Source organism: Rhodococcus sp. MTM3W5.2, assembly GCF_001984015.1.
Classification (GTDB): Bacteria; Actinomycetota; Actinomycetes; order Mycobacteriales; family Mycobacteriaceae; genus Rhodococcus_G; species Rhodococcus_G oryzae.
Genome location: NZ_CP019572.1, coordinates 4,326,405 through 4,341,981, shown reverse-complemented (window position 1 = coordinate 4,341,981; position 15,577 = coordinate 4,326,405). Strand labels below are relative to the sequence as shown.

The following is a 15,577-nucleotide window of genomic DNA, read 5'->3' as shown; positions in this document are numbered from 1 at the left end:
GTCATCGTTACTCCTCCATGCGGTTGAGGAACTGTCCGAGACGGTCCAGGCGGCCCTCGATCTCGAGTTGGTGACCCCGGATCCAGGCGAGCTCGCGGTCGAACGGGTTCGTGCCGAGTCGGCAGTGGCGCACGCGGCCGCGCTTCTCGGTCACGACCATGCCCGCATCCTCGAGGAGGCGCAGGTGCTTCGTGATCCCGGTGAGGGTCATCTCGAAGCGTTCCGCCAGCTCGCTGACCGTGGCGTCCGTCCGGCCGAGGTGTTCGAGGATCCCGCGTCGGGTGGGATCCGAGAGCGCCGCGAACGAGGCGTCGAGCCGTGAATGCTGAACCATCTAGTTCAGTATTGACCGCGGGTCTGACGGTGTCAATGGCGGGAATGACGAGACTCTGGGAGGTAGCGTCCCATTCATGACTGAAGCAGTGAAGGGTCCGGCGTCCTACTTCCCGTCGATCGAGAAGAAGTACGGCCGGCCGATCGCGGAGTGGCAGACCATGATCCGGTCGTCGGACCTGACCAAGCACAAGGAACTCGTCGACTGGCTCAAGGCCGAGCACGAGATGGGGCACGGGCACGCCAACGCGCTGGTCAAGCACACCCTGGACGAGGACGCGGCCGGCTAGATCGGCCACGGACGCGAAGGACGAGGAGGCGGTGCCGTGCTCCCGCTCTTCGCGTCCGACCCCGCCGCCGGGGCGATCCTCGCGGCGGCTTTCACGGCCTTTGTGTTCTCGGAGTTCTGGATCGGGCGTACCCGCCCGGCAGCGCCGGGCGGGATCAGGACGCCCGCAGCGGGCTCGCAGTCGGGTTGGGGCTGCTGGTCGCCTACGCGGGTGGGCTGGCGATCAGCCTGCTCGTCACGTCGACGGTGATCACCAGGGGCGCAGTCTGGTATTTCGTTGCGGGCCTGGCGATCGCGGCCGCGGGTCAGGGCATGCGCCTGCGTGCGGTGTCCGAACTCGGGGCCGCCTTCACGTTCAGGGTCCAGGTCGCGCCTGGTCAGACAGTGGTGGACAGCGGCCTGTACCGGTGGATCCGGCACCCCTCGTACACCGGCGCGCTGATCTGTGCCCTTGGGTTCACGATCGCATACACCAACTGGCTCGCACCCCTCGCGGTGCTGGGGCTCGTGCTCGGCTACGTGGTGCGGATCCCGCACGAGGAGCGGACCCTGGCCGAGGGTCTCGGCGAGCCGTACCGGCTGTACATGCGCCGGACCAAACGGCTGATCCCGTTCGTGTTCTAGGCGCCGACCGGATCCGTCTGCCCTCGGCAGACAAATCGATTCGCCACCGCGCCAAGCGGATACAACGGAACACATGACCGCGACACCAGCCCTGACCTACCGAGACCAACTCACCGACCGACTGTTCCGGCAGCGCACCGTGATGCTGACCGGTGAGGTGAACGACGAGATGGCCGAGCGGGCCTGCGCCGAGATGGTGCTGCTCGCGACGGCCGACGCCGAGCGCGACGTCGTCGTCTACATCAACTCACCCGGCGGCTCCGTGCTGGCCGGGCTCGCCATCTACGACACCATGAAGCTGATCCCCAACGACGTGGTGACCGTCGCGCTGGGGTTCGCCGCGAGCATGGGCCAGGTATTGCTCGCCTCCGGCACCCACGGGAAGCGAATAAGCCTGGCGCACAGCCGGATCATGATGCATCAGCCGTCGGCAGGCATCGGCGGCACGGCGATGGACATCGCCATCCAGGCCGACAACTGGGAGTACATGAAGCGGCAGTCGGAGGAGATCCTGGCGGCCGAGACCGGCCGCACGGTCGAGGAGATCGCCGCCGACAGCGACAGGGACCGCTGGTTCACCCCGAGCAGGCACGCGAGTACGGGATGGTCGACCACGTGGTCGGATCGTTCGCGCAGATCGCGCCGTTCGCGACCACAGGACGGATGGGGCTGTAGCCATGGCGCAGTACGCGATTCCCAGCGTCATCGAGCGGACCCCGGCGGGCGAACGATCCTTCGACGTGTTCAGCCGGCTGCTCAACGAACGGATCATCTTCCTTGGTACCGAGATCGACGACGGTGTGGCGAATGTGGTGATGGCGCAGCTGCTGCACCTCGAGGCGGATGCGCCGGACCGCGAGATCGGCCTGTACATCAACTCACCAGGCGGCTCGACCACAGCAATGCTCGCCATCTACGACACCATGCAGTTCCTGCGCCCCACGGTCGCCACGTATTGCATGGGTCAGGCCGCGTCCGCCTCGGCGGTGCTGCTCGCCGCAGGCGCGCCGGGGCGCAGGCACGTGCTCGCGCATTCACGGGTGTTGCTGCATCAACCGTCCGCGCAGGGCCAGGGCACCATCTCCGATCTCGCCCTGCAGGCCGCGGAGGTGCTGCGGGTCCGGTCGCAGACCGAGGAGATCCTCAGCGCGCATACCGGTCAAGACGTGGCACGACTGCGCAAAGACACCGACCGGGATCGGATCTTCACCGCCCGGGAGGCGCTCGACTACGGCCTCGCGGACCAGATCATCATCTCCAGGGACGCGGCGTAGCGGACGGCGTCGCCGATCAGGCGGCCACCAGCTCCACCCGCGGCGGACCGGTCACCGTGCGCTGACCGGCGTGCCGCTGGGACGACAGTCGCCGCACACCTCGGGCCAGCAGATTCTCCAGCGGCATGCCGAGCGCGTCGCACACCGAGCGCAGCATCTCCGACGACGGCTCCTTGCGTCCGCGCTCCATTTCGGAGAGGTACTGCTTGGACATGCCCACCGTGCGTGCCACGTCGTCGAGGGTGCGGTCCTGATCGCGGCGCTCGTCGCGCAGGATCTCGCCATAGACCTGCCGCAGCAGGGGAGCGGGTCGGTCGTCGCGGTCCGGGCGTCGGCCGTCGCGTCGCCTCGTGGTGATGTCGACGACGACGGGCCGGTCCGCAGCTGTCATGTCCGCAAGCCTGCCACCGGTCCGCGGCGACAGTCGCGGTTGTTCGCTGAGGGCTGACCCGGCGACGCGTTCGGGCGTCGCGCGTGGTTCGGTGGCGACCGTCCGTTCCGCGGTGGACAATTCGGCGAGAGCCCGGCCGTCGGGCGCAACGGAAACGGAGACCGCAATGGCACCCGAGAGCACGGACAGCTTCCTGGTGGAACGCTCCATCGACGTCGCCGCGAGCCCGGCCACGCTGCACGGCCTCATCGAGGACTTCCGCCGCTGGCCCGAGTGGTCGCCCTGGGAGGAGCTCGACCCCACCATGACCAGGACCTACGGCGGGGCCGACCGCGGGGTCGGCGCCACCTACTCCTGGTCGGGCAACCGCAAGGCCGGATCGGGGTCGATGGTCATCACCGAGTCGGTCCCCGGGCAGAAGGTGGTGCTGGACCTGGCGTTCCTCAAGCCGTTCAAGGCCGAGAACGTGACGACCTTCCTGCTGGAGCCGAGCGGTGCGCGCACCACGCTCCGTTGGCAGATGACCGGTAGGAAGAACTGGTTCTTCAAGGTCTTCGGGTTCGTCTTCAGCATGGACAAGATGGTGGGCAAGGACTTCGAGAAGGGCCTGGCCAAGCTGAAGGCCCTCGCCGAGGCCGGATAGCTCCCTAGTCCGCCCCTGCGGGCGCATCGGCGGCCGGCGGTCGGTGATACCTTCCGTCGGTGCCGCGGATGAGTCCCCCTGATGCGCAGACGTACTGGATCTCCACCAAGATCCACAGCGACCAGTTCCTGCTCTACTGCTTCGAGGACCCGGCCGACTCGACGGCTGCGATGCGCCGCTCGCTCCTCGCGCGCGCCGCGCTCGTCCCGGATCTGCGGCTCAAGATCCGCGAGGTCCCGTTCCACGCCGACTACCCGCACTGGGTCCCGATGGACCTCGGCGCCGAGCACGTGGTGGTCCACGAGCCGCTCGAGAGCTGGCCGGACTGCCTGCGGGCGGTGGGAGAGCTGCTGACCGAACGACTGGACTCGCGCGAATCACCGTGGCAGCTGCACCTTTTCGCGGTCGCGCACGGGGCGCCGCGGTGCGGCGACGGACCCGCGGTGGTCGCGGTGCTGCAGGTCGCGCACGCACTGGCCGACGGTCGAGGCGCCTCGACGCTGGCCCGAGCCCTGTTCGGTGGGCAGGACGCTGCGGTGCGGCGGGCGCCGAGCCGCGCGCCGTGGCGGCCGGCCTGGGCGCTCACGCTGGCGGCCGCCCGACTCCCGGCGCAGCTGGCCGCCCTCCTGGCCGCCGCGGTGCCCGCCCACCGGACCCACCGCGACCTCGAGCGCGACACCGCCGCGGGGGTGCTGCCGCCGCAGCCGCCGAGCCTCCCCAAGGGGCCGACCAATGCCCGGCCGGACGAGCGCCGGTCGGTGCGGATGGTGGTCCGCGACGCCGCGGACCTGCGCGGGCCCGGCGTCACCGTCACGGTGGGGGCGATGACCGCGATCTCGCTGGCGCTGACCCGGTACCTGCGGGCGCAGGGGAGCGCGGCGCCGGGAGACCTCGCCGCGGAGGTGACGGTCGCCAAGCCCGGGCAGTCGACGGCGCGGAACCACTTCCGCAACGTCGCGGTCGACTTGCATCCCGGCGTCGCCGATCCGCGGGAACGTGCCGCGGCGATCGCCGCGTCGATGGCAACCCGTCGGATCCGCGGCGAGCACCCGGCCGCGGCGGCCGCGGACCGCGCGCTGCGCTCGGTTCCTGGTCCGCTGGTGCGGTGGGGCGTCGAGCAGTTCGATTTCGGCGCGATCCCCGACACCGTCACCGGCAACACCGTGGTCTCCAGCGTCGACCGCGGTCCGGCCGACCTGTCTCTCGGCGGCGGACCGGTGCGTTTCACGGCCGGATTCCCGGCGTTGTCCCAGTTCATGGGCCTGACACACGGAGTGCACGGCATCGGTGACACCGTCACGATCGGTGTCAGCACCAGTCCGTCCGTGCTGGCCGACCTCGACGCCTACGAGACCATGCTGCACGAGGCGATAGACGAGGTCAGCGCCGCATTCGGGCCAATCGGGTGGCGAGCCGCGCCGTCCCCGGATACCCTGCATTCGGTGTCGGAAGCTCCGGCAGAGCAGTGACGACTCGACGAGTCATCGAAGGAGTACCCAGATGTCGACCTACATTTATGATGCGCTGGTTCCCTACGTCGGACCGGCCGAGGCCGCGAACCTGGCCACCCTGCTGGCCGTCGGACCGTAAGGACCACACACAACCTCACGTGAGGCCCGGTGGAGCGTGCGCTCCACCGGGCCTCACGCATGTCCGGGGTCGGGTGTCGTGTGGGTGATGCCCAGACGGGCTGCCTCGGGGTCGGCGTTATATTCGACTACGAATCAGGTGTCGAGGACCCGACATTGAGGGCCTCGGCTGTCGAAGGGAATCGGATTGAACGCGCACGTTGAGCAGCTCGAATTCCAGGCGGAAACCCGTCAGCTGCTGGACCTGATGGTCCACTCGGTCTACTCGAACAAGGACTCCTTCCTCCGCGAGCTGGTCTCCAACGCCTCGGATGCGCTGGACAAGTTACGCCTTGAGGCGTTTCGCGACAAGGATCTCGACGTGGACACCTCGGATCTGCACATCGAGATCGAGGTGGACAAGCAGGCACGCACGCTGACCGTGCGCGACAACGGCATCGGCATGTCCCGCGAGGAGGTCGTGGACCTGATCGGCACGCTGGCCCGCTCCGGCACCGCGGATCTGCGTCGCAAGCTGCGCGAGGCCAAAGACGCGGCCGCCGCCGGGGCATTGGGCGCTTCAGAAGAGCTGATCGGGCAGTTCGGCATCGGCTTCTACTCGACCTTCATGGTGGCGGACAAGGTCACCCTGCTGACCCGCCGCGCGGGCCAGAGCCAGGCGACTCGCTGGGAGTCGAGCGGCGAGGGAACCTACACGATCGAGACGGTCGACGACGCGCCGCAGGGCAGCTCCGTGACCCTGCACCTCAAGCCCGAGGACGCCGAGGATCACCTGCACGACTACACCTCCGAGTACAAGATCAAGGAACTGGTCAAGCGCTACTCCGACTTCATCGCGTGGCCGATCCGGATGGACGTCGCGCGCAGTGTGCCTGGCGAGGACGGCGCCGAGGCGACGGTGACCGTCGAGTCCGAGACGATCAACTCCATGAAGGCGCTGTGGGCGCGCTCGAAGGACGAGGTCTCCGACGAGGAGTACCAGGAGTTCTACCGCCACATCGCGCACGCATGGGACGAGCCGCTCGAGACCATCGCGATGAAGGCGGAGGGCACCTTCGAGTACCAGGCGCTGCTGTTCATCCCCACCCACGCGCCGTTCGACCTCTTCCAGCGCGACGCCAAGACCGGCGTGCAGCTCTACGTCAAGCGCGTGTTCATCATGGATGACTGTGACCAGCTGATCCCGAGTACCTGCGCTTCGTCAAGGGTGTGGTGGACGCACAGGACCTCTCGCTCAACGTCTCGCGCGAGATCCTGCAGCAGGACCGCCAGATCCGGGCCATCCGGCGCAGGCTCACCAAGAAGGTGCTGTCCACCATCAAGGACATCCAGACCGAACGCCCCGAGGACTACCGCACCCTGTGGACCCAGTTCGGTCGCGTGCTCAAGGAGGGCCTGCTGTCCGACACGGACAATCGCGATGCGCTGCTGGGCATCTCGTCGTTCGCGTCCACCCACAGCGAGGACGAGCCGACCACGCTGGACGACTACCTCGCGCGTATGAAGGACGGGCAGGAGCAGATCTACTACGCGACGGGCGAGACGCGGCAGCTGCTCGAGAGCTCGCCGCACATGGAGGCGTTCCGAGCCCGCGGCCTCGAGGTGCTGTTGCTGACCGATCCCGTTGACGAGATGTGGGTCGGCGCGGTGCCCGAATACGAGGGCAAGGTCTTCCAGTCCATCGCCAAGGGAGAGGTCGACCTCGACACCGAGGAAGACAAGAAGGCCAGCGAGTCCGAGCGCGAGGAAAAGGAGAAGGACTTCGCGGGCCTGCTCACCTGGATGACCGAGGCGCTCAGCGAGCAGGTCAAGCAGGTGCGGCTGTCCACCCGGTTGACCACCTCCCCGGCGTGCATCGTCGGTGACGCGTTCAGCATGTCGCCGACCCTGGAGAAGATGTACCGCGCCTCGGGTCAGATGCTCCCGCCCACCAAGCGGATCCTCGAGCTCAACCCGGAGCACCCTCTCGTGGCGGCGCTGCGGACGGCCCAGACCGACCGCGCCGACGATCCGGCGCTGGCGGAGACCGCCGAATTGCTCTACGGGATGGCGCTGCTCGCCGAGGGCGGCGAGCTCGACGACCCCGCGCGGTTCACCGGCATGCTCGCCGACCGACTGGCTCGAACGGTCTAGACCCGCGGTTGCCGACGCGCCGCGCCGATCTCGTGGGATAGCGAATCGGCGCGGCGCTCCTGCGTTCCGGCGGATACAGTGCGGGTATGTCTGTCGTATACAACGTCTTCGTCGCCATCCACCTGCTCGGTATGGCCGCCATCGTCGGTGGCTACTTCGCCGTGCTGGCGGAGCCGCGGGTGTCCGAGGTCATGGTGTGGGGCGCCCGGATCCAGTTCCTGACCGGACTGATCATCGTCGGGATCGGCGAGGGTGCGCTGGACAAGGAGTACATCACCGCCAAGATCGCGACCAAGCTGGTGCTCTCACTCGTGGTGGTCGCGCTCGCCGAGATCGGTCGGGCCAAGCAGAAGCGGGGCGAGGCGAACCCGAACCTGGCGCACGCGGCCGGGGTGCTCGCGATCATCACCGCTCTGATCGCCGCGCTCTGGACGTAGCCGGGGGCAGGCACGGCTCCAGGTAGGTCATCTCGGTGAGACCCGAAACCAGAACCCGCACAGAGCGACTCGACGAGCTCCCGTTCACCCGTCGGCACGGCAGGTTGCTGGTCGGTTCCGGGATCGGTTGGGCGCTCGACGCGATGGACGTCGGCCTCATCTCGTTCGTGATGGCCGCGTTGGCCGTGCACTGGGACCTGAGCAGGACACAGCTGTCCTGGGTCGGTTCGATCGGCTTCGTCGGGATGGCCATCGGGGCCAGCGTCGGTGGGCTGCTGGCGGACCGGATCGGTCGCAGGCAGGTGTTCGCGGCGACCCTGCTCGTCTACGGGCTCGCCACCGGTGCCACCGCGCTCGCGGGGTCGCTTGCGGTGCTCATCGCGCTCCGGTTCGTGGTCGGGCTCGGGCTCGGCGCCGAGCTGCCTGTCGCGTCGACCCTGGTCAGCGAGTACGCGCCGCGAAAGCAGCGGGGCCGCATGGTGGTTGCGCTCGAGGCGTTCTGGGCGGTGGGCTGGATCCTGGCCGCCCTGATCGGCTATTTCGTGATCCCGCTCTCCGACGACGGCTGGCGCTGGGCGCTGGCGGTCGGCATCGTGCCGACCGCCTACGCGGTGGTGGTCCGGATGGGCCTGCCCGAATCGGTGCGCTTCCTCGAGGGCCGCGGCAGGTATGCCGAGGCCGAGGCGGCCGTGCGGTCCTTCGAGGAGTCGGCGCCGATCCGCCGGGCGCAGCGGACCGCGACCGCGCCCCACACCTCGACCGAGCCCGGGGCGGGGCGACCGGATCAGCCTGCCGACGACACCGTCGTCGAGTCGATCTGGTCGCCGCGGCTGCGCAGGCGGACGGGCGCCCTGTGGGCGATCTGGTTCTGCATCAACCTGTCCTACTACGGCGCCTTCATCTGGCTACCGAGCCTGCTGCTCGCGCAGGGCTTCGACCTGGTGAAGTCCTTCCAGTACACGCTGATCATCACCCTCGCCCAGCTGCCCGGGTACGCGATGGCGGCCTGGCTGATCGAGGCGTGGGGCCGCCGCGGCACCCTGGCGACCTTCCTCCTCGGATCCGCGGTCGCCGCAGGCCTGTTCGGGTTGGCGGACTCACCGACGCAGATCGTCGCGGCGGGTATGGCGTTGTCGTTCTTCAATCTCGGCGCGTGGGGCGCGCTGTACGCGATCGGTCCGGAGCTCTACCCCACGACGGTGCGGGGAGCGGGCACCGGCGCGGCGGCGGCCTTCGGACGGATCGCGTCCATCATCGCGCCGCTGATCGTGCCGTGGCTGCTGACCGGCGTCAACGGACTGGTGTTCGGGGTGTTCGCGGTGTCCTTCGGGTTCGCCGCGGCCGCGACCCTCGCGCTGCCCGAACTCAAGGGTCAGGCGCTGGCCGAGCGCTGACGAACCCGGCCTCCTCTCAGGCCATCTCAGGTACGTGCAGGTGGGCGATGGCGAGTTCGAATTCGCACACCTCGAGGATCTCGCCGCCCATCTCGCGGACCGCTGCCGCTCGGATCTCCTGGGCCAGCTCGCGATTGTTGTCCATCGCCTCGTGGCTGTCGAAGGTCACCGAGGACACCGCACGTCCGGCCGCGTGGTCGACGAGCAGGCTGGCGCTGCAGAACCCCTCGAGGTCCTCCATCGCGGGCATGGACACCATCTTGTAGACGTCGATGGCGTGGTCCATCCGGCCCGGCTCGAGCTTGAGCCACACGGCCCGCACACACGCCCCGTGGCCCGAATGGTGGTCGCGGTGCAGGACCGCGATGTCCCAGCGTTCGACCGTGGTGGTGCCGCCGAAGACCTTGGCGGCCTCGTCGCGCAGCTGCAGGACGGGCCCCTCGCTCCTGCGCAGCGATTCCTCGTCCATCCAGGAGCTGGTGGCGATGCACCGCCCGGTGTCGTGGTCGACCAGCAGGGACAGTCCCGCGCAGCCCTCGAGTTCGGCGAGTGCAGGCATCACCGTGTCGCGAATATGTTTGATTCCCGCGTCGATGAACGACGGGTGGGCCTGGATAGTGGTTGAGCGTGCAAACACGATCCACCTCCTTGTTCTCGAGGCAGCACCCGGCGGGCGCCACCGGTCAACCCCCCTCCATGCCTCACCCTCCTCCCACCGGGTGCGCATGGCAATGGTGGATCGAAACGACAAAGGCCCGGCGGAGCGTGAGCTCCGCCGGGCCTCGGGTCGTGTCGTCTCAGCTCACAGGCCGGGACGCTTGCCCACCGTCAGGGTGACCTCGCCGGTGTGCGCGAAGAAGTCGTTGCCCTTGTCGTCGACCACGATGAAGGCAGGGAAGTCCTCGACGTCGATCTTCCAGACCGCCTCCATGCCGAGCTCCTCGTACTCGATGACCTCGACCTTCTTGATGCAGTCGAGCGCAAGCCGCGCGGCCGGCCCGCCGATGGAACCGAGGTAGAAGCCGCCGTGCGCGTCGCAGGCGTCGGTGACCTGCTTGGACCGGTTGCCCTTGGCCAGCATCACCATCGAGCCGCCCGCCGCCTGGAACTGCTCGACGTACGAGTCCATCCGGCCGGCCGTGGTGGGGCCGAACGAGCCGGACGCGAGACCCTCGGGGTCTTGGCCGGACCGGCGTAGTACACCGGGTGGTCCTTGAGGTACTGCGGCATCTCCTCGCCCGCGTCGAGACGTTCCTTGATCTTCGCGTGCGCGATGTCGCGCGCGACGACCAGCGGGCCGGTCAGCGACAGCCGGGTCTTGACCGGGTGCTTGGACAGCTCCGCGAGGATCTCGGGCATCGGCTTGGTGAGGTCGATCTTGACCGCGGCGCCCTTGCCGGTGCCCGAGATGCCGTCGGTCTCGGCGTCGAGCTGGGTGTCGGTGACCTCGGGCAGGAAACGGCCAGGGTTGAACTCGAGCTGCTCGAGGAAAATGCCCTCGGGGGTGATCTTCGCCTTCGCCTGGCGGTCCGCCGAGCAGGAGACGGCGATCGCGACGGGCAGCGAGGCACCGTGGCGGGGGAGCCGGACGACGCGGACGTCGTGGCAGAAGTACTTGCCGCCGAACTGCGCGCCGATGCCGATCTTCTGGGTGAGCTCGAAGACCTTCTTCTCGAGCTCGTGGTCACGGAAACCGCGGCCGGTGATCGCGCCCTCGGAGGGCAGCTCGTCGAGGTAGTGCGCGGACGCGTACTTGGCCGTCTTGAGCGCGAACTCGGCTGACGTGCCGCCGACGACGATCGCGAGGTGGTACGGCGGGCAGGCCGCGGTACCGATCGAGCGGATCTTGGCCTCGAGAAACTGCATCATCGAGTCCGGGTTCAGGATCGCCTTCGTCTCCTGGAACAGGTAGGACTTGTTGGCGCTGCCGCCGCCCTTGGCCATGAACAGGAACTTGTACGAGTTCTCGTGGCCCTTGGCCGTGTCCGCGTACAGCTCGACCTGCGCGGGCAGGTTGCTGCCGGTGTTCTTCTCGTCCCACATGGTCACCGGGGCCATCTGCGAGTACCGCAGGTTCAGCTTGGTGAAGGCGTCGTAGACGCCGCGCGAGATGGCCTGCTCGTCGTCCCCTGGGGTGAGGACCTGCTGGCCGCGCTTGCCCATGACGATGGCGGTGCCGGTGTCCTGGCACATCGGCAGCACGCCCGCCGCGGCGATGTTCGCGTTCTTGAGCAGGTCGAGCGCCACGAACTTGTCGTTGTTCGAGGCCTCCGGGTCGTCGAGGATGCTCGCGAGCTGCGTCAGGTGGTCGGTGCGCAGGTAGTGCGAGATGTCGTGCAGTGCGGTCTCGGTGAGCAGCCGCAGCGCCTCGGGCTCGACGTTCAGGAAGGTGCGCCCGTCCGGTCCCTCGACGGTGGACACCCCCTCGGTGGTCAGCAGCCGGTACTCGGTGTTGTCGTCACCGATCGGCAGCAGGTCCTCATAGAGGAAGTCGGCCATCATCTCTCCTGTACACGGGGCGTGCGATGCACGTTCAGGCTAGCGGCGCTGCTCCCGCGCCCCGATCCGGGGGCGGGAACGAGCCTGTCGCCCGCGCGGGCGGTCCGTACACTTGACGAGATGCACACCCACCCCAGGCTGCACGCCTACCTCGACGTCGCCGTCGTGGTGCTGGTCCTGGTGGGAACCAACCTGATCGCACATTTCACCAATGCCTGGGCGAGCATCGCCACCGTGCCGATCGCCGCGATCGTGCTGGTCGCCATGATCCGCCGCCGCGGTCTGGGCTGGTCGGAGCTGGGCCTGTCGCGGCGGCACTGGCGCACCGGGTCGATCTACGCGCTCGCCGCGGTCGGGGTTGTCGTCGCGGTCGTCGCGATCGGGGCCCTGCTCCCGATCACCCGGCCGTTCTTCATGGCTGATCGCTACGCCACCATCTCGGGCGCGCTGATCGCGTCGATGATCGTCATCCCGTTGCAGACGGTGATCCCGGAGGAACTCGCGTTCCGGGGGGTGCTGCACGGCACCCTGGATCGCGCATGGGGTGCGCGCGGGGTGTTCGCCGCGGGGTCGCTGCTGTTCGGCCTGTGGCACATCGCGTCGTCGCTCGGGCTGACGAGCGGGAACCGCGGGCTCACCGGGATCCTCGGCGGTGGGGTGTGGGGGCAGGTGCTCGGGATCGCGGGGGCGGTGCTCGCCACCGCCGCGGCGGGATTCGTCTTCACCTGGCTGCGCAGCCGCAGCGGCAGCCTCATCGCACCGATCGCGCTGCACTGGTCGCTGAACGGGGCAGGCGCGCTCGCCGCCGCCGTGGTGTGGCAGATGTCCGTAGCCTGACCTCGGGCGGACACCCAGGTCAAACAGCCGTCGGCGTGCGTCGACGCTGACTACGCTTGCCGAGTATGACGGCCGGCGATCGCCGGCTTCTCGCGGCGACAGGGCTGCGCTCGGCCGGGACCGCCGCGGGTCGCTGGGTGAAGCACGCGAGCTACCTGAAGAAATGGCTGGTGCTCGGCACCGCCATCGGCATCATCGCGGGGCTCGGTGCCGTGGTCTTCTACCTCGCGCTCTCCGAGGCCACCCACCTGCTGCTCGGCGTGCTCGGCGGCTACACGCCGCCGGAGGCCGCGGGGACGGCGGCGGAGCAGGCAGCGGCGACTCGACCCGCCCGTGGGCCATCCCGATCGTCGTCTGCCTTGGCGGGCTGGCCTCCGGGGTCATCGTGTTCACCTTCGCCCCGAGGCGCAGGGACACGGGACCGACGCGGCCATCGAGGCGATCCACAGGAACCCGCGGATGATCCGCATGCGCGCGGTGCTGGTGAAGCTCGTCGCCTCGGCGATCATGATCGGCTCGGGCGGCTCAGGTGGACGCGAGGGCCCGACCGCCCAGATCTCCGCCGGGTTCGGCTCCCTGCTCGCGCGCACCCTCGACCTGTCGCCGAAGGACGGTCGGGTCGCCGTCGCGGTCGGCATCGGATCCGGCATCGGCGCGATCTTCGGTGCCCCGCTCGGCGGCGCCCTGCTCGCCGGGTCGATCGCCTACCGGGACGACTTCGAGTTCGACGCGGTGGTGCCGGGGCTGATCACCTCGATCGTCGGCTACACGGTTTATGGGTCCCTGCTGGGCTTCGCGCCGCTCTTCGGCTACGCCGCGGCCGACTACCGGTTCGACGACCCTCTGCAGCTGGTGTGGTTCGCGGCCATCGGCGTGCTCGGGGGGCTCGTCGGGCTGCTCTACAGCAGGACGTTCTACGGCACCGTCGCGATATCGGACCGGGTGCGCTGCAGCCGGATCCTCAAGCCGGCGATCGGCGGACTCCTGGTCGGCCTGATGGCCCTGGCGTTGCCCGAGGTGCTCGGGAGCGGATACGGCTGGGTGCAGCAGTCGCTGGACCGGACGGGTCTGCTGGCGATCCCGCTCTGGGTGGTGCTCGTGCTGCCGATCGCGAAGATCCTGGCCACCTCGCTCTCGATCGGGACCGGAGGATCGGGTGGCATCTTCGGGCCCGGCATGGTGATCGGCGCCTTCACCGGCGCGGCGGTGTGGCGGCTCCTCGAACCGATCGCGCCCGCGGTCCCGGACTCGCCCGCGCCGTTCGTCATCGTCGGGATGATGGCCTGCTTCGGCAGCATCGCCCGCGCGCCGATCGCGGTGATGCTGATGGTCGCCGAGATGACCGGCAGCCTCACCATCCTCACGCCCGCGATGGTCGCGGTCGGGCTGGCCTACCTCATCGTTCGTCGCTCCGGTGAGACGATCTACCGGGCCCAGTTGGGCACCCGCGAGGACGCTCGCGCGGCGCGGCTGATGGCGGGGATGCCGCTGCTGGGCCGGGTCGGCGTCGGCGAGGCGATGTCGCCCCCGCGGCTGGTCCTCGGCGGCGGCACCGACGTCGCCGACGCGCTGGCGCGATTGCGAGCTGCGGGAGTGCCGGGGGCGCCCGTCGTCGACGGCGAGCGGCGTTTCATCGGCGCGGTCTCGCCGTCGGAACTCGCGACCGCTGCTCCGGATGCGACCCTCGCGCGGCGCGCCGATGCCGGGGCGCCGACGGTCGACGTCACCGCGACCCTCGACGAGGCGCTGGAGGCGATGCCGGACGAGACCCGGTGGCTAACCGTGCTCGACGGGCAACGGCGGGTGTGCGGCATCGTCGGGGTGCCGGACGTCGTCCACGGCTATCGGATCGAGGTCATGGCCGAGCAGCGGCGAGTGGAGCGGGTCGGGACGCACGTCGAGGTGCTGGACGTGCGCGCGGCCGAAGACTCGCCCGTACTGGGAAAACGGCTGGCGGACAGGGCCCTTCCCGCGGGGTCGCTGGTGGTCTCGGTGCGGCGGGGCGACGCGGTGCTCCCAGGCACCGCCGCGACCCGGCTGCGCGCAGGCGACCTCGTCACCGTCCTGGTTCCGCCCGAACAGAGCGAGTCGGTCCGACTGCTTGTCGAGGGCGACTCCGCGGGAGGTGACCGATGAGCGCCGCGACCGCCGTGACGGTGTTCCACCGGACACCCGATGTCGCCGGTTTCGCCGGGTGGGCCGACAGCATGGGCGTCGCCGCGCGGGACGCGGACGGCTTCGTCGACGCCAGGGTCGCCGCGTACGAGGCGCCCGAACTGGACTGGGCGGTGTCGGTGACGTTCGACTCCGAGGAGCACCTGCACCGCTGGCTGGACTCGGCCGGGCGGGCGGGGCTGATCGCGACGGGGGAGAGCATGGGATTCCGGCGCGCGAGCTCGGACCTGATCCTGCTCGAGGGTTGTCTGCCACCAGGAACCGCGGTCTTCGAGCACCCGGTGGCGCTGGGGCGCGAAGGGGCCTTCGAGGCGACGCAGGTGCGACTGTCCGCGTTGATCGCCACCTTCTCGGGGTTCGAGGGCACCACGGTGCTGCGGCCTGCGGGTTCGGGCACCTGGATGTCGGTGCTCCGGTTCCGCACCGATCGCCAGCTGGCGGCCTGGATGCGCTCGAAGGAGCGCACCGAGGCGCTTCCGGAGCTCCGCTCGCAGCTGTCGGAGGACTTCTCAGTGGTCGCGAGGAGCACACCGTTCGGGTCGATCCTGCGGGTGCAGGACGGCACGACGCGGATCACGCCGCAGTGGCGCACGGCGATGCTGATCCTGCTCGTGCTCTACCCGACCGTGATGACCCTCTCGCGATTCCTCGGCCCGGTGCTGAACGAGTGGGGCGTGCCGCCCTGGCTGTCGATGTGGCTCAGCCAGATCGTCAGCGTCGGGTTGATGACCTGGCTGCTGATGCCCGCGGTCACCCGGTGGTTCCGGCGCTGGCTCGATCCCGTGGACGGCGCAGGGCCGCGCGTGGGGCTGATCGGGGCGTTCGCGGTCGCGGTCGTCTACACGGCGACGCTGACCACGTTCGCAACGGTGCACTGGCTGCAGTTCTGGGACTACATGGACTGAGCGTCCGGCGAACGGGCGGTTTCCCTGGCATCCGTCGGGTGACGGAGCGGGAAA

The 15,577-nt window shown here is 69.2% G+C and carries 13 protein-coding genes and 4 pseudogenes; 13 read left to right on the top strand and 4 right to left on the bottom strand.

What is annotated here, in order from left to right; translation table 11 throughout:
* Positions 1-7 precede the first annotated feature (7 nt).
* Positions 8-334 (bottom strand): ArsR/SmtB family transcription factor, encoded by a 327-nt coding sequence (locus BTZ20_RS19595; protein ID WP_077042503.1) that lies wholly within the window; start codon positions 332-334, stop codon positions 8-10.
* A gap of 76 nt (positions 335-410) precedes the next feature.
* Between BTZ20_RS19595 and BTZ20_RS19590 the strand changes: the two genes are divergently transcribed.
* From BTZ20_RS19590 to BTZ20_RS19575, 4 genes and pseudogenes are all read left to right on the top strand, one after another.
* Entirely contained in the window at positions 411-623 is a 213-nt protein-coding gene (locus BTZ20_RS19590; RefSeq protein WP_077042502.1) for a DUF4287 domain-containing protein, read from the top strand.
* 185 nt (positions 624-808) lie between these two features.
* On the top strand, positions 809-1,246 hold the full coding sequence (locus tag BTZ20_RS19585; protein WP_223263420.1) for a methyltransferase family protein: 438 nt from the start codon (positions 809-811) through the stop codon (positions 1,244-1,246).
* A gap of 73 nt (positions 1,247-1,319) precedes the next feature.
* Positions 1,320-1,921: pseudogene (locus tag BTZ20_RS19580) on the top strand (ClpP family protease).
* A gap of 2 nt (positions 1,922-1,923) precedes the next feature.
* Positions 1,924-2,520: an ATP-dependent Clp protease proteolytic subunit gene (locus BTZ20_RS19575; RefSeq protein WP_077042501.1), complete on the top strand. Its 597-nt coding sequence runs from the start codon at positions 1,924-1,926 to the stop codon at positions 2,518-2,520.
* Positions 2,521-2,536: 16 nt separating this feature from the next.
* On the opposite strand, the gene BTZ20_RS19570 is transcribed toward BTZ20_RS19575, so the two are convergent.
* The gene (locus BTZ20_RS19570) at positions 2,537-2,911 is read right to left on the bottom strand and encodes a helix-turn-helix domain-containing protein (protein WP_083742969.1); all 375 of its coding nucleotides are present in this window, start codon (positions 2,909-2,911) and stop codon (positions 2,537-2,539) included.
* A gap of 166 nt (positions 2,912-3,077) precedes the next feature.
* Between BTZ20_RS19570 and BTZ20_RS19565 the strand changes: the two genes are divergently transcribed.
* From BTZ20_RS19565 to BTZ20_RS19545, 5 genes and pseudogenes are all read left to right on the top strand, one after another.
* Positions 3,078-3,554 carry an SRPBCC family protein gene (locus BTZ20_RS19565; RefSeq protein ID WP_077042500.1) on the top strand — a complete coding sequence of 159 codons (477 nt, stop codon included), beginning with the start codon at positions 3,078-3,080 and terminating at the stop codon, positions 3,552-3,554.
* 68 nt (positions 3,555-3,622) lie between these two features.
* Entirely contained in the window at positions 3,623-5,023 is a 1,401-nt protein-coding gene (locus tag BTZ20_RS19560; protein WP_083742968.1) for a WS/DGAT domain-containing protein, read from the top strand.
* 307 nt (positions 5,024-5,330) lie between these two features.
* Positions 5,331-7,276: pseudogene (gene htpG, locus BTZ20_RS19555) on the top strand (molecular chaperone HtpG).
* Positions 7,277-7,362: 86 nt separating this feature from the next.
* Positions 7,363-7,713 carry a hypothetical protein gene (locus BTZ20_RS19550; RefSeq protein WP_077042498.1) on the top strand — a complete coding sequence of 117 codons (351 nt, stop codon included), beginning with the start codon at positions 7,363-7,365 and terminating at the stop codon, positions 7,711-7,713.
* A 35-nt stretch (positions 7,714-7,748) separates the two neighbouring features.
* Positions 7,749-9,107 (top strand): MFS transporter, encoded by a 1,359-nt coding sequence (locus tag BTZ20_RS19545; protein WP_077042497.1) that lies wholly within the window; start codon positions 7,749-7,751, stop codon positions 9,105-9,107.
* Positions 9,108-9,123: 16 nt separating this feature from the next.
* Here BTZ20_RS19545 and BTZ20_RS19540 read toward each other — a convergent pair whose 3' ends face one another.
* Both BTZ20_RS19540 and BTZ20_RS19535 read right to left on the bottom strand, forming a co-directional pair.
* Positions 9,124-9,744 (bottom strand): hypothetical protein, encoded by a 621-nt coding sequence (locus tag BTZ20_RS19540; protein ID WP_189636510.1) that lies wholly within the window; start codon positions 9,742-9,744, stop codon positions 9,124-9,126.
* Between the two features lie 165 nt (positions 9,745-9,909).
* A pseudogene (locus BTZ20_RS19535) lies at positions 9,910-11,606 on the bottom strand (fumarate hydratase).
* A gap of 120 nt (positions 11,607-11,726) precedes the next feature.
* Here BTZ20_RS19535 and BTZ20_RS19530 point away from each other — a divergent pair.
* The 4 genes and pseudogenes from BTZ20_RS19530 to BTZ20_RS29235 all read left to right on the top strand — a co-directional run bounded on the left by BTZ20_RS19530 (position 11,727) and on the right by BTZ20_RS29235 (position 15,523).
* Positions 11,727-12,443, top strand: a complete 717-nt coding sequence (locus BTZ20_RS19530) for a CPBP family intramembrane glutamic endopeptidase (RefSeq protein ID WP_077042496.1) — start codon at positions 11,727-11,729, stop codon at positions 12,441-12,443.
* Positions 12,444-12,508: 65 nt separating this feature from the next.
* A pseudogene (locus BTZ20_RS19525) lies at positions 12,509-13,913 on the top strand (chloride channel protein); the annotation flags it as partial.
* A 3-nt stretch (positions 13,914-13,916) separates the two neighbouring features.
* A complete protein-coding gene (locus BTZ20_RS28395; protein ID WP_317616103.1) occupies positions 13,917-14,579 on the top strand; it encodes a CBS domain-containing protein in 663 nt (220 codons plus the stop codon).
* Positions 14,576-15,523, top strand: coding sequence for an antibiotic biosynthesis monooxygenase (locus BTZ20_RS29235; RefSeq protein ID WP_077042495.1), 948 nt, complete (start codon positions 14,576-14,578; stop codon positions 15,521-15,523). Before BTZ20_RS28395 ends, BTZ20_RS29235 begins: the two co-directional genes overlap by 4 nt.
* Positions 15,524-15,577 lie beyond the last annotated feature (54 nt).

Bases quoted from the DNA above. Each gene is read 5' to 3' on its own strand.
- BTZ20_RS19595 (WP_077042503.1), bottom strand. From the start codon at position 334: ATGGTTCAGCATTCACGGCTCGACGCCTCGTTCGCGGCGCTCTCGGAT.
- BTZ20_RS19590 (WP_077042502.1), top strand. From the start codon at position 411: ATGACTGAAGCAGTGAAGGGTCCGGCGTCCTACTTCCCGTCGATCGAG.
- BTZ20_RS19575 (WP_077042501.1), top strand. From the start codon at position 1,924: ATGGCGCAGTACGCGATTCCCAGCGTCATCGAGCGGACCCCGGCGGGC.
- BTZ20_RS19570 (WP_083742969.1), bottom strand. From the start codon at position 2,911: ATGACAGCTGCGGACCGGCCCGTCGTCGTCGACATCACCACGAGGCGA.
- BTZ20_RS19565 (WP_077042500.1), top strand. From the start codon at position 3,078: ATGGCACCCGAGAGCACGGACAGCTTCCTGGTGGAACGCTCCATCGAC.
- BTZ20_RS19560 (WP_083742968.1), top strand. From the start codon at position 3,623: ATGAGTCCCCCTGATGCGCAGACGTACTGGATCTCCACCAAGATCCAC.
- BTZ20_RS19550 (WP_077042498.1), top strand. From the start codon at position 7,363: ATGTCTGTCGTATACAACGTCTTCGTCGCCATCCACCTGCTCGGTATG.
- BTZ20_RS19530 (WP_077042496.1), top strand. From the start codon at position 11,727: ATGCACACCCACCCCAGGCTGCACGCCTACCTCGACGTCGCCGTCGTG.
- BTZ20_RS28395 (WP_317616103.1), top strand. From the start codon at position 13,917: ATGGCGGGGATGCCGCTGCTGGGCCGGGTCGGCGTCGGCGAGGCGATG.
- BTZ20_RS29235 (WP_077042495.1), top strand. From the start codon at position 14,576: ATGAGCGCCGCGACCGCCGTGACGGTGTTCCACCGGACACCCGATGTC.